Consider the following 12,452-nt stretch of genomic DNA (forward strand, 5'->3'; position numbering starts at 1 on the left):
GGCATTTTGGTGTCTTTCTTCCGCGAACCGCGCGATGGCGCGGCATATCTTGCGCCTTATGGCATCGACGTGGCCTGGCGCCGGTCGCCGCGCGCGCCGTTTACAGAATTCCCGAGAAACTGGAGAGCGATAATGACAGCACGACACGGCGGCAGGTTTGCGGCGATTGGTGCCACGGCGCTGCTGACGGCGGCGGTGTTCGTGCTGCCGGCCAAGGCCGAAACCGATGCGAAGGCGGTCATCAAGACCTATTCCGACATCGCGCTTGCCAAATACGAGGATTCGCTGACCACGGCGCAGGCCCTCGACAAGGCGGTCGACGCGCTGCTGGCCAAACCGTCGGCGGATACGCTCAAGGCAGCCCGCGATGCCTGGAAGGCGTCGCGCGTGCCTTACCAGCAGACCGAGGTCTACCGCTTCGGCAACAAGATCGTCGACGACTGGGAAGGCAAGGTGAATTCCTGGCCGCTGGATGAGGGCCTGATCGACTACGTCGCCAAGAGCTACGGCACCGAATCGGATGCGAATGCGCTCTATACGGCCAATGTGATCGCCAACAAGGAAATCGAGATCAACGGCAAGAAGGTCGATGCCTCGAAGCTTTCGCCGGAATTCCTCTCCGGCACGCTGCAGGAGGCCGGCGGCATCGAGGCCAATGTCGCCACCGGCTACCATGCCATCGAGTTCCTGCTCTGGGGCCAGGACCTGCACGGCACAGGCCCGGGCGCCGGCGAGCGCCCTTACACCGACTACGATCTCAAGAACTGCACCGGCGGCAATTGCGACCGCCGTGCCGAATATCTGAAGTCCGCAAGCACCCTTCTGGTTTCCGACCTGCAGGAGATGGTCGGCAACTGGAAGCAAGACGGCGCGGCGCGCAAGAACTTGGCTGACGGCGAGCCGAACACCGCCATCTCGACGATTTTCACCGGCATGGGCTCGCTGTCCTACGGCGAACTGGCCGGCGAGCGCATGAAGCTCGGCCTGTTGCTGCACGATCCCGAAGAGGAGCAGGACTGCTTCTCCGACAACACCTACAAATCCCACCTCTATGATGCCGTCGGCATTCGCGCTGCCTACCACGCCAGCTATACCAGGATCGACGGCACCGTCGTCTCTGGGCCATCGGTGCATGATATGGTCAAGGCCGCCGATCCGGCGATCGACAAGGAACTCTCCGACAAGCTCGATGTCACCGTCGCCAAGATGGAGGCGATCAAGGCGCGGGCCGAGGCCGGCGAGGCCTATGACCAGCAGATCGCCGAGGGCAACACCGAGGGTAATGCCACCGTCCAGGCGGCGATCGATGCATTGATCGACCAGACCAAGTCGATCGAGCGCGCCGTCAGCGTGCTGAAGCTGAACGCCATCGCCTTCGAGGGATCCGACAGTCTGGATGCGCCCGACAAGGTATTCAAGTAAGCGCCGAAACCCGGAGCCTGACAATCGGCTTCGGAAGGACCTCCGGGAGCAAACCAGCCATACGGCGCGGGAGGCGCCGTCAGCCAGGGCAAGTCAATGCTGATCTGTCATTGCAACATCATCACCGAGAAAGAGATCGAGCAGACGATCATCGGACTGCTGGATCAGGATCCTTGGCAGCTCATCGTGCCGGCAAAGGTCTACCATGCCATGCACAAGCGCGGTCGTTGTTGCGGCTGCTTCCCAAATGTGGTCGAAACGATCATTCGGGTCACCGAGAACTACCACGCCCGCTCGCAGGCGAGTGGGATGGACATCGTTTCACACCTGGACCGCGTCAGAGACCTGCGCGTCCAATATGGGAGCAGAATCCATGAAAGGCGAACCGCAGGTCATCGAGCGGCTTAATGAAGCTCTGTTCCTCGAACTCGGAGCGGTCAATCAGTACTGGGTGCATTTCCGTCTGTTGGAGGATTGGGGGTATGCCAAGCTGGCCAAGAAAGAGCGGGCGGAGTCGATCGAGGAGATGCACCATGCCGACAAACTCGTCGCCCGCATCATCTTCCTCGAAGGCCATCCGAACCTGCAATCCGTGGCGCCGTTGCGCATCGGGCAGAACGTCAAGGAAGTGCTCGAATCCGATCTTGCCGGCGAATACGACGCGCGTACCGCCTACAAGCGCTCACGCGAAGTCTGCGACGAAGCCGGCGACTATGTGTCGATGAAGCTGTTCGAGCAATTGCTGGCCGACGAGGAGGGGCATATCGACTTCCTGGAGACGCAGCTTGATCTGCTGGCCTCAATCGGCGAGGAAAAATACGGCCAGCTCAATGCCGCTTCGGCGGACGACGCGGAGTAAGGATATGCGGGAATGCGGCGCCCCCTAGTCGTCTTGCGCCGCGCGGGGCGGGCCAAGGGCCTGCTGCCCTTTCAGAAAGCGTCAGCCAAATCGGCTGGCCGGCGCTGCATTGTTCTCACGCTGGCGCTGACCTCTTCCGTGATGGCCGGCGACCTTCAACCCGCTGGTCTCACCACCACACGGACCGACCTCGATCCGAAGGACCAGGCGCGCGTCATCGCCGTCGCCAGGCCGACCACGGATTTCTCCAAACCCGAGCCGTTCGAGCTGATGCAAGGCGGCGGCGGAACGTCGCGGAAGGACGTCAGCCGCGATTCCTTCTCGCAATCCTCGGCCAACATCACTTTCGAGGAAGAGGGCACTTTCAAGCTCGGCAACGCCCTGTTCCGCAAGAACTGGGTGTCGTCGCCATCCTCGACGCAGGCCTCGGACGGGCTGGGCCCGCTGTTCAACGAACGTGCCTGCCAGAATTGCCATGTGAAGGATGGTCGCGGCCATCCGCCGGAAGGTGACACAGGCACCACCTCGATGTTCCTGCGGCTGGCCCGCGAGGCCAGCAGCGCGGAAGAGAAGGCCGCGATTGCCGGCCACCAGGCGCTCAACTTCCCCGACCCGGTCTATGGCACCCAGTTGCAGGAGCTGGCCGTGCCCGGCCTGCGCGGCGAAGGCAGGATGCGTGTCGACTATCAGGAACGTGAGGTGGAACTGAGCGACGGCACGATGGTTCCCCTGCGCAAGCCCAGCTACTCCGTCACCGATCTTGCCTATGGACCGCTCGATCCGCGCACCACACTGTCGCCGCGCCTGACCCCGCCGATGATCGGGCTAGGCCTGATCGAGCAGATCGCGCCGGCGGACATCCTTGCCCGTGCCGATCCGGATGACGTGGACGGTGACGGCATTTCCGGCAGGCCCAACATCGTGCCCGACGGCCCAGATGGAAAGCTGACCATTGGCCGTTTCGGCTGGAAGGCGCAGACGGCGTCGATCCGCCAACAGGCGGCGGATGCCTTTGCCGGCGATATCGGCATCTCGACGCCGGAAGAACCGAAACATTGGGGCGACTGCACCGCCGCACAGGCAAAATGCCTCGCCATGCCGAATGGCGTGCAGGAGCGCCTCGGCCCGGTCGAGGCACCGCCGCCGGTAATGGACCTCGTCACCTTCTATTCGCAGAACCTGGCCATGCCGGCGCGTCGCGACCTCGACAAGCCTGATGTGCTCGCCGGCAAGAAGGTGTTCTACGAGATCGGCTGCGTTTCCTGCCACACGCCGAAATTCGTCACCCGCCGCGACGCGCCCAACAAGGCGCAGGCCTTCCAGCTGATCTGGCCCTATTCCGACTTCCTGCTGCACGACATGGGCCCGGACCTGGCCGATGGCCAGGCCGTGGGCGAGGCGACGGGCAGCGAGTGGCGCACCCCGCCACTGTGGGGGATCGGCCTCGCCGAGACCGTCAACGGCAATTCCTTCTTTCTGCATGATGGCCGCGCGCGCAGCCTGACCGAGGCGATCCTGTGGCATGGTGGCGAGGCGCAGAAGACGCGCGACCGCTTTGCCGCCGCCAGCGCCACTGAGCGCGATGCCCTGCTCAAATTCCTGGAGTCACTTTGATGCTGAAGCGCTCTGCTCTGGTTCTCGTTCTTCCGCTGGCCCTGCTGGGCGTGGTCCCGGCATCCGCGGCGATAAAGGCATCCGAAATCATCCAGCGGGCGATCGACGGCTTTGTTCGTCCGGCCTATGCCGGCCTGCATGAGCACGCGGATGCCCTGGCGAAAGCGATGCACAAACTGTGCGAGGCGCCTTCGCAAGAAGAACTCGATGCGGCGCGGGCCGAATTTTCGGCCACGGTCTACGCCTGGTCGTCGGCCGAGATCATCGGGTTCGGGCCGATCAAGGAGAACAACCGGCTGGAACGCATGCTGTTCTGGCCGGACCGCAAGAGCATCGGGCTGAAGCAGGTGCAGGCAGTGTTGTCGGCCAAGGACCCGGCCGCGACCGATCCGGCACAACTGGCCGGCAAGAGCGTTGCCATGCAGGGATTGGGCGCGCTGGAATTCGTGCTTTACGGCGATGGCGCCGACGCATTGGCGGGCAAGGGCGACCCCTATCGCTGCGCCTATGGCGCGGCGGTTGCCGGCAATGTCGAGACCATGGCTGGCGAGGTCAGCGCGGCCTGGAACAAGCGGGACGGCTTTGCGGCGCTCTGGGCCAATCCTGGACCGCAGAACGCGCTCTACCGCGATGGCAACGAGGCGGTGACAGAACTGGTCGGCGTCTTCATCAACGAGCTGGAGATGGTTCGCGATGTCCGCCTGAAGGGGTTTCTGGGCAAGCCCGATGCCGACAAGCCGAAACAGGCGATCTACTGGCGTTCGCAAAACACCACCAATTCGCTGGCCGGAAATCTTGCCGGCATCGACGCGCTGTTCCAGGTCTCGAAACTTGGCGATGCGCTGCCGCCCGATGCGCGCTGGTTGGCGGAATCGATCCATATCCAGCTGGTCAACGGCGTCGCCACCGCCAAGGCGGTCAGCGGTCCGATCGACAAGGCGCTCGCCGATCCGGCGATGCGCGACAAACTCGAGCATTTCGCCTTGATCACCTCCAGCCTGTCGACCCTGATCGGCACCAGGCTGACCGCCGAATTCGGCCTGACCGCCGGCTTCTCGTCGCTGGATGGAGACTGAGGCATGCCAACGCCGCTCATCGACCGCCGGGATTTCCTTAGAGCCGCGGGTATCGGCTTTGCCGCCATGATGGCGCCGTCGGCCTGGGCAAAGACCCTTGCGGTGGATGCCGTCTTCGCCACCGCCTTCGTCAAGCGCGACGGCAGTTTCGGCGCCGCCATCCTGTCCGAGGCCGGCAAGGTGCTGCATGCGATCGACCTGCCCGATCGCGGCCATGACGTCACCTTCGATCCCATCTCGAGGCGTTCGGTGGTCTTTGCCCGCCAGCCCGGCATCTTCGCGGTCGTCTTCGATCACACCGGGCGCGACGCTCCGCTGACCATCGCCAGCATCACCGGCCGGCATTTCTTCGGCCATGGCGTGTTCTCGCCCGACGGAGCGCTGCTCTATGCCACCGAGAACGATTTCGACAACGCCGCCGGCGTCGTCGGCGTCTACGATGCGCGGGCGAAATTCAACCGCATCGGCGAATTCCCGACCTATGGCATGGGACCGCACGAACTTCTGCTGCTGGGCGACGGCAGGACGATCGCGGTTGCCAATGGCGGCATCGAGACCCATCCGGACTATGGCCGCGCCGAGCTCAACATCGCGACCATGAAGCCGTCCTATGTGCTGATCGACCGCGTCACCGGCGACCTCATCGAAAAGCACGAACTGCCGGCGGCACTGCACCAGTTGTCGATCCGCCACATGGACGCCGATCAGGCCGGCACCGTCTGGTTCGGCTGCCAGTACCGGGGTCCGGGCACCGATCGTCCGCTGCTGGTCGGCCGTGCGGCGCGGGACAAGGAGTTGCAGCTGCTCGACATGCCGCGGGACATATTGTCCGGCTTTCGCAACTATATCGGCTCGGTCGCCGCCAATCCTTTAGCCGGCACCGTCGCGGTCTCGTCACCGGAAGGCAATTCGCTTGTCGTGATCGATGCGGTGAGCAGCCGAGTGGTCTCGGCCAGCGCGCTGGTCGAGGTCTGCGGCCTGGCACCGGACGGATCGGGCTTCATGGCAACCACGGGTGCCGGCGAGATTATCGAGGGCAGCGGTGCGACCCGGTTGGAACCGGACTATGTCTGGGACAACCACATGCTGCGCATTGAACAGGTCTGATAGCTCGCGGGCAGAAGCGAAGCCGCTTAACAAATTATGCTTGCGGTGGCGCGGCGTGGCAGGCACAGGGAAGTGTTTCTCGGAACCGGTCGCTTCATGAAAGTCCTTGCCATCGACTGTGCCGCCAGCCTCTGTGCCGCCTGCGTCTACGACGCGGCGGCTGGGCTGGAGCTTGGCCGCTCGGTGCTCGATCTTGGCAAGGGCCATGCCGAGCATCTTATGGCGGTCATCGCGGAGGCGCTGACGGCGGGCACGACCGACTATGCCGGTCTTGGGGCCATCGCCGTCTCTGTCGGTCCCGGCTCGTTTACCGGGCTGCGCGTCGGTGTGTCGACCGCGCGTGGACTTGCACTGGCGCTCAAGGTTCCGGCGATCGGGGTGACGACGCTCGAGGCGCTGGCCGCCGAGGCAGCGGCGGCATTTCCCGGCCGCACCGTGCTGGCGGCGCTCGATGCCGGCCGCGAGGAAATCCATGCCGCTCTCTATGATGAAATGTCAGCTTTGACTTACGGTCCGGCAGTGACGACACTCGCGGACGCCGTGGCCATGGCGACGGAGCGGTCTTCGGTGCTGGCCGGTACAGCGGCCGCACAGATCGCAGCCTCGGCCGGGCGCACCTTCGACATCGGGCCTCGGACGGCCACCGCCGACATTCTCACCTACGCCCGGCTGGCTGTCGCAAAGGGGCAGGACGAAAGGCCGAAACCGCTCTATCTGCGCGGTGCCGACGCCAAGCCGCAGGCTGGGTTCATTTTATCAAGGCAACAAAATTAATGCGCATACCTTTTCTTCAGCCACGCCGCCGGGACTATGCACTCGAGCCGCTCAAGGTGACCGACAGCCCCGCGGTCTCGTTGCTGCATAGCGAGGACTTCGTCCGTCCGTGGACCGACGGCGAGTTCGCCGCCTTGCTCGAGCAGGATACCGTATTCGGTTATGCCGCGCGTGAAACCGGGCAGGGCGCCAAGCCGCCGGTCGGCTTCGTGCTGGCGAGGTTGGCCGCCGGCGAGGGCGAGATCCTGACCGTCGCGGTGGCGCGATCGCATCGCCGCCAGGGACTGGGCTGGCAGTTGATGGATGCGGTGCTGCGCGAACTGCACGCGCAACGCGCCGAAGCATTGTTCCTCGAGGTCGACGAGACCAATGTCGCCGCCATCGCCCTCTATCGGCGGCTGGGCTTCCGCGAGGTCGGCAAGCGCCCGGACTACTACAGGTCGCCCGATCGCGGGCCGACTGGAGCGCTTGTCATGCGCCGCGATCTTCGATAGCCAAACGCCGCATAATTAAAGTGTTACAGCGTCCTTTGCGCGTCCAAGGGGACGCGCGGCGCTGTAATGATAGGGCCAGGACGTATGATCGGAAAAATCAGGATCTTCCTGGCACTAGGCCTCGTCGTCGCCGGTTCGCTGGTCCTCGTGCCGCTGCAGATCCTGTCGATGAAGACCGGCTGGTGGCCGGAAACCTTCATCCTAAAAATTTGGCACAGGCTGATTCTGAGGGCTCTCGGCATGCGCGTCCATGTCAAGGGGACGCTATCGGCCAAGCGCCCCTTGCTGGTTGCCTCGAACCACATCTCCTGGACCGACATCATGGTGCTGGGCTCCATCGTCGATGTGAAATTCATCGCCAGGGCCGATATGGAAGGCTGGCCGCTGATCGGCATGCTGTCGAAATTGCAGCGCACCGTCTTCATAGAGCGCGAACGCAAGCGTTCCTCGGGCGACCAGGCAAGCGAAATCGCCAATCGCATGGCCAAAGGCGACGCCATGGTGCTGTTCGCCGAGGGTTCGACCGGTGACGGCAACGTCGTCCTGCCCTTCAAGAGCACGTTATTCGGCGCCGCCTCGATGGCGATTTCCGAGGGTGCGGCCGAGCAGGTGTTCATCCAGCCGGTGGCGATCGCCTACACGCGCCTGCACGGCGTGCCGCTCGGCCGCCGGCACCGGCCGATTACGGCCTGGATCGGCGATGAGGATCTGATGCCGCATCTCAAGGTGCTGATGGCGGAAGGCGCTGTCGACGTCGAGGTGCATTTCGGCGAGCCGATCGCTTTTTCCAAGGGCTCGAACCGCAAGGAAACGTCCAAGCTGATGGAAAGCCAGGTGCGCGGGATGATGCAGGCGGCACTCGCTGATCCGCGCCCGAGCCGCTAATCCCGCCCTGCGCCTGCAGGCGCAGGGCGAGAATGGTCTGTTTTTTGCCACGGAAAGGCGTTAGAAGCCGCCAGATGGACTTGAATACGATCGAGAGCGACGACATCGGCACGGTGGCCGGGCAGCCGGCTGTGAGTGCCACGGCAGCCAAGAAAGTCTTCATCAAGACTTATGGCTGCCAGATGAACGTCTATGATTCACAGCGCATGGGCGATGCGCTGGCCGCCGACGGCTATACCGCGACCGATGCCATCGACGAGGCCGATCTGGTGCTTCTCAACACCTGCCACATCAGGGAAAAGGCGGCGGAAAAGGTCTATTCCGAGCTCGGCCGCATCCGCGACATGAAGGCGGAGCGCGCCATTGCCGGCCGCGAAATGCTGATCGGCGTCGCCGGTTGCGTGGCTCAGGCCGAAGGGGCGGAGATCATCAGGCGTTCGCCGGCGGTCGATCTGGTCATCGGCCCGCAGACCTATCACCGTCTGCCCGACGTGCTGGCGAGAGTCCGCAGCGGCGAGAAGATCGTCGAGACCGACTACGCCATCGAGGACAAGTTCGAACATCTGCCGCAGCCGAAGCGCGCCGAGGTCATCAAGCGCGGCGTGACAGCTTTCCTGACCGTGCAGGAAGGCTGCGACAAGTTCTGCACCTTCTGCGTCGTGCCCTATACAAGAGGCTCGGAAGTGTCGCGGCCGGTGGCGCAAATCGTCACCGAGGCCGAGCGCCTTGCCGAGGCCGGCGTACGCGAGGTGACGCTGCTGGGCCAGAACGTCAATGCCTGGCATGGCCAGGGCGACAACGGCGGGGAATGGGGCCTTGGCCGCCTGCTGTTCAGGCTGGCCGAAATCCCCGGCCTGGCGCGGCTGCGTTATACCACCAGCCACCCGCGCGACATGGACGAAGAACTGATCGCGGCGCACCGCGATCTGCCGTCGCTGATGCCCTACCTGCATCTGCCCGTGCAATCCGGATCCGACCGCATCCTGAAGGCGATGAACCGCAGGCATACGGCGAGGGATTATCTGGCGCTGCTCGACCGCATCCGCGCCGCGCGGCCCGATATCGCGCTGTCCGGCGATTTCATCGTCGGCTTCCCCGGCGAGACGGAGGCCGATTTCGAAGCGACCATGGAATTGGTGCGCCAGGTGAACTACGCCTCGGCCTTCTCGTTCAAATATTCGCCGCGCCCTGGCACGCCGGGCGCCGACATGCCCGATCACGTGCCGGAAACGGTCAAGGACGAGCGCCTGCAGCGCTTGCAGGCGCTGCTCTTGAAACAACAGCAGGATTTCGGCTCGAGCCTCGTCGGCAGCACCATCGACACGCTGATCGAGAAGCCCGGCCGCCAGTCCGGCCAGAAGGTCGGCCGCTCACCTTGGCTGCAGCCGGTTATTGTTGATGAAAAGGCCGGCGAAATCGGTGACATTATCCAGGTGCGAATCACGAAGACGGGCTACAACAGCCTGTTCGCCGAATTGGCCTGATGGTCTCGGCAGATGAGGAGAGACGGTTGAGCGCAGCGGAGCTGAAGAACCTGCCCCCGGTACCGGCATCCGGGGCTTCTGACATGGCGCACATCGTTCTGACTTTCGACAACAACAAGCTTGCCAGCGCCCTTTACGGCCAGTTCGATGAAAACCTCGCCCGGCTTGAGCAGAAGCTGGGCGTCGACATCCGCTCGCGCGGCAATCAGCTGACCATCAAGGGGTCCGCTTCGGCCGCCGAACAGGCGCGCCGCGCCTTGGACAATCTCTACGCCATTTTGCAAAAGGGCGGCGATATCGGCCAGTCCGACGTCGATGGCGCTGTGCGCATGGCGATCGCCGCCGACGATCAGCTGACGCTGCCGACGCTGGAGCGCAAGGGCAAGGTCTCCGCCGCCCAGATCGCCACCCGCAAGAAGACGATCTATGCCCGCTCGCTCAACCAGGACGCCTATATGCGGGCGCTGGAGCGGTCGGAACTGGTGTTCGGCATCGGTCCGGCCGGCACCGGCAAGACTTATCTGGCGGTGGCCCATGCGGCGATGCTGCTCGAGCGCGGCATGGTCGAGCGCATCGTGCTGTCGCGACCGGCCGTCGAGGCCGGCGAGCGGCTGGGCTTCCTGCCCGGCGACATGAAGGAGAAGGTCGATCCGTATCTGCGGCCGCTCTATGACGCGCTCTACGACATGATGCCGGCCGACAAAGTGGAGCGGGCGATCGCCGCCGAGGTGATTGAAATCGCGCCGCTCGCCTTCATGCGCGGCCGTACGCTGGCGCATGCCGCGGTCATCCTCGATGAGGCGCAGAACACCACGCCGATGCAGATGAAGATGTTCCTGACGCGTCTCGGCGAGAATTCACGCATGATCGTCACCGGCGATCCGACCCAGATCGACCTGCCGCAAAACACCAAATCCGGCCTGGTCGAGGCGCTCAGGATCCTCGACGGCGTGACCGGCATGGTGACGGTGCGTTTCAACGAGGGCGACGTCGTAAGGCATCCGCTGGTCGCCGAAATCGTCAAGGCCTATGATCGTGACGGCAAGCTCGCACGCGGCCTGGGGACCGAAGGCTGATTTGACCGAGAGGTCCCATGATTGAGCAGGAAGGGTCTGGCGGCGTGGGTCTGCCACTTCCCGTCGATATCGACCTGATGATCGAAGCGGGAAATTGGCCGGAAGAGGCGGCGCTTACCCGGCTTGTCGACAGGGCCGCCGCCGCTGCCTTCGCCGAAACTGGTGCGACAGGACACTCCGAACTCAGCGTCGTTTTTTCCGACGATGCCCATATTCAGAAGCTGAATGCCGGCTGGCGGGGCAAGGACAAGCCAACCAACGTCTTGTCTTTCCCGGCTTTTCCACCTGTGAAAGATGGTCCGCTGCCGCCGATGCTCGGTGACATCGTGCTCGCGGCCGAAACGTTGGCGCGCGAGGCGGTACTGGAAGACAAGCCCCTGGAGAACCATATCTCCCATCTCGTCATCCACGGCCTGCTGCATTTGTTGGGCTACGATCACGAGACCGACACCGAGGCGGAGGAGATGGAAGCCGTCGAACGCGCCGCGCTTGCAAGGCTTGCCATTCCCGATCCCTACGCGTAACTACTTCTGATCAATTGACCGGACGACGATGAACGACAAACCAGAGACTGCCGCCCGCCCCGACGCCGGCAGTGTGCCCAAGGCTTCCGACACCTCGGAAGAAGGATCAAGTCCGAGTACCGTTACCCCTGGTGCTGCCAGCACCGGCAGCGTTGCCAGCGAGTCTTCGCCTGCCGGCCCCTCCCTGTTCGACCGTGTTTTGGGCCTGTTCCGGCAACGCAACGGCACCAGCCTGCGTGAGGAAATCGCCGGCGCGCTGGCCGAGACGGCCAGCGATGCCGGCGCCTTCTCGCCTGGCGAGCGCGCCATGCTCAACAACATCCTGCGCCTGCGCGAGGTGCGCGTCGAGGATGTCATGGTGCCGCGCGCCGATATCGAAGGGGTCGAGATCACCACGACGCTCGGCGACCTCCTGGGCACTTTCGAACAATCCGGCCATTCCCGCATGCCGGTCTATTCCGAGACGCTCGACGATCCGCGCGGCATGGTGCATATCCGTGACGTGCTGGCCCACATCACCAAGCTCGCGCGTGTCAAGAAGGGCCGCGCGACCAGGAAGACGCCTGCCGTCACACAGCTCGACCTTGCCCAGGTCGACCTCGCCCGCACCATCGCGGACCTCAACCTGATCCGCCAGGTTCTGTTCGTGCCGCCCTCGATGCTTGCCTCCGACCTGATGGCCCGCATGCAGACGACGCGCACGCAGATGGCGCTGGTCATCGATGAGTATGGCGGCACCGACGGCCTTGTCTCGCTCGAGGACATTGTCGAAATGGTCGTCGGCGATATCGAGGACGAACATGACGACGACGAGCCGATGATCACTCAAAGCGGCGACGGCGTGTTCATCGTCGACGGCAAGGCCGAGATCGACGACGTCGCCAAGATGATCGGCGAGGACTTCGCCGCCGGCGAACACGGCGAATATGTCGACACCATCGGCGGCATGATCTTCAACACGCTCGGCCGTGTTCCAGCGCGCGGCGAGGTGGTGCAGGCCATTCCCGGCTTCGAATTCCATGTGCTCGACGCCGATCCGCGCCGCGTCAAGCGCGTGCGCATCGTGCAGAGCCAGAAGGGCGAGCGCCGCCGCCGGGCCACAGCCCGTGCCGAACAGGCGTAAGCGTCTCGCTCGCC

Annotated in this window: 13 protein-coding genes; all 13 read left to right on the forward strand. The window is 64.0% G+C overall.

The annotated features are described in order from the left end of the window. The first annotated feature begins 132 nt into the window (after positions 1–132). The 13 genes from JT360_RS10335 to JT360_RS10395 all read left to right on the forward strand — a co-directional run bounded on the left by JT360_RS10335 (position 133) and on the right by JT360_RS10395 (position 12,438). Entirely contained in the window at positions 133–1,422 is a 1,290-nt protein-coding gene (locus JT360_RS10335) for an imelysin family protein (protein ID WP_214471446.1), read from the forward strand. Positions 1,423–1,518: 96 nt separating this feature from the next. Beyond that, positions 1,519–1,830: a (2Fe-2S)-binding protein gene (locus JT360_RS10340; RefSeq protein WP_214471448.1), complete on the forward strand. Its 312-nt coding sequence runs from the start codon at positions 1,519–1,521 to the stop codon at positions 1,828–1,830. Further along, complete coding sequence (gene bfr / locus JT360_RS10345; RefSeq protein WP_214471450.1) at positions 1,796–2,281, forward strand: bacterioferritin; 486 nt, start codon at positions 1,796–1,798, stop codon at positions 2,279–2,281. Before JT360_RS10340 ends, bfr begins: the two co-directional genes overlap by 35 nt. A 12-nt stretch (positions 2,282–2,293) precedes the next feature. Then, positions 2,294–3,895: a di-heme oxidoreductase family protein gene (locus JT360_RS10350; protein ID WP_214471451.1), complete on the forward strand. Its 1,602-nt coding sequence runs from the start codon at positions 2,294–2,296 to the stop codon at positions 3,893–3,895. Next, positions 3,895–4,971 (forward strand): imelysin family protein, encoded by a 1,077-nt coding sequence (locus JT360_RS10355; protein ID WP_214471452.1) that lies wholly within the window; start codon positions 3,895–3,897, stop codon positions 4,969–4,971. Before JT360_RS10350 ends, JT360_RS10355 begins: the two co-directional genes overlap by 1 nt. Positions 4,972–4,974: 3 nt before the next feature. Beyond that, positions 4,975–6,078, forward strand: a complete 1,104-nt coding sequence (locus JT360_RS10360) for a DUF1513 domain-containing protein (RefSeq protein ID WP_214471453.1) — start codon at positions 4,975–4,977, stop codon at positions 6,076–6,078. A gap of 96 nt (positions 6,079–6,174) precedes the next feature. Next, entirely contained in the window at positions 6,175–6,852 is a 678-nt protein-coding gene (gene tsaB / locus JT360_RS10365; RefSeq protein ID WP_214471454.1) for a tRNA (adenosine(37)-N6)-threonylcarbamoyltransferase complex dimerization subunit type 1 TsaB, read from the forward strand. Further along, the gene (rimI, locus tag JT360_RS10370; RefSeq protein ID WP_214471455.1) at positions 6,852–7,346 is read left to right on the forward strand and encodes a ribosomal protein S18-alanine N-acetyltransferase; all 495 of its coding nucleotides are present in this window, start codon (positions 6,852–6,854) and stop codon (positions 7,344–7,346) included. Before tsaB ends, rimI begins: the two co-directional genes overlap by 1 nt. An 84-nt stretch (positions 7,347–7,430) precedes the next feature. Then, on the forward strand, positions 7,431–8,231 hold the full coding sequence (olsA, locus tag JT360_RS10375) for a lyso-ornithine lipid O-acyltransferase (RefSeq protein ID WP_214471457.1): 801 nt from the start codon (positions 7,431–7,433) through the stop codon (positions 8,229–8,231). A gap of 74 nt (positions 8,232–8,305) precedes the next feature. Beyond that, positions 8,306–9,715: a tRNA (N6-isopentenyl adenosine(37)-C2)-methylthiotransferase MiaB gene (gene miaB, locus JT360_RS10380; RefSeq protein ID WP_214471459.1), complete on the forward strand. Its 1,410-nt coding sequence runs from the start codon at positions 8,306–8,308 to the stop codon at positions 9,713–9,715. A gap of 83 nt (positions 9,716–9,798) precedes the next feature. Then, entirely contained in the window at positions 9,799–10,791 is a 993-nt protein-coding gene (locus JT360_RS10385; RefSeq protein ID WP_250888730.1) for a PhoH family protein, read from the forward strand. Between the two features lie 17 nt (positions 10,792–10,808). Next, positions 10,809–11,315, forward strand: coding sequence for an rRNA maturation RNase YbeY (gene ybeY / locus JT360_RS10390; RefSeq protein ID WP_214471462.1), 507 nt, complete (start codon positions 10,809–10,811; stop codon positions 11,313–11,315). A 28-nt stretch (positions 11,316–11,343) separates the two neighbouring features. Then, positions 11,344–12,438 carry a hemolysin family protein gene (locus tag JT360_RS10395; protein ID WP_214471463.1) on the forward strand — a complete coding sequence of 365 codons (1,095 nt, stop codon included), beginning with the start codon at positions 11,344–11,346 and terminating at the stop codon, positions 12,436–12,438. Positions 12,439–12,452 lie beyond the last annotated feature (14 nt).

This window comes from Mesorhizobium sp. dw_380 (assembly GCF_018588885.1).
In the GTDB taxonomy this organism is placed as follows: Bacteria; Pseudomonadota; Alphaproteobacteria; order Rhizobiales; family Rhizobiaceae; genus Mesorhizobium.

Coding starts and splice junctions, on each gene's coding strand:
- JT360_RS10335 (WP_214471446.1), top strand. CDS start 133: ATGACAGCACGACACGGCGGCAGGTTTGCGGCGATTGGTGCCACGGCG.
- JT360_RS10340 (WP_214471448.1), top strand. CDS start 1,519: ATGCTGATCTGTCATTGCAACATCATCACCGAGAAAGAGATCGAGCAG.
- bfr (WP_214471450.1), top strand. CDS start 1,796: ATGAAAGGCGAACCGCAGGTCATCGAGCGGCTTAATGAAGCTCTGTTC.
- JT360_RS10350 (WP_214471451.1), top strand. CDS start 2,294: ATGCGGCGCCCCCTAGTCGTCTTGCGCCGCGCGGGGCGGGCCAAGGGC.
- JT360_RS10355 (WP_214471452.1), top strand. CDS start 3,895: ATGCTGAAGCGCTCTGCTCTGGTTCTCGTTCTTCCGCTGGCCCTGCTG.
- JT360_RS10360 (WP_214471453.1), top strand. CDS start 4,975: ATGCCAACGCCGCTCATCGACCGCCGGGATTTCCTTAGAGCCGCGGGT.
- tsaB (WP_214471454.1), top strand. CDS start 6,175: ATGAAAGTCCTTGCCATCGACTGTGCCGCCAGCCTCTGTGCCGCCTGC.
- rimI (WP_214471455.1), top strand. CDS start 6,852: ATGCGCATACCTTTTCTTCAGCCACGCCGCCGGGACTATGCACTCGAG.
- olsA (WP_214471457.1), top strand. CDS start 7,431: ATGATCGGAAAAATCAGGATCTTCCTGGCACTAGGCCTCGTCGTCGCC.
- miaB (WP_214471459.1), top strand. CDS start 8,306: ATGGACTTGAATACGATCGAGAGCGACGACATCGGCACGGTGGCCGGG.
- JT360_RS10385 (WP_250888730.1), top strand. CDS start 9,799: ATGGCGCACATCGTTCTGACTTTCGACAACAACAAGCTTGCCAGCGCC.
- ybeY (WP_214471462.1), top strand. CDS start 10,809: ATGATTGAGCAGGAAGGGTCTGGCGGCGTGGGTCTGCCACTTCCCGTC.
- JT360_RS10395 (WP_214471463.1), top strand. CDS start 11,344: ATGAACGACAAACCAGAGACTGCCGCCCGCCCCGACGCCGGCAGTGTG.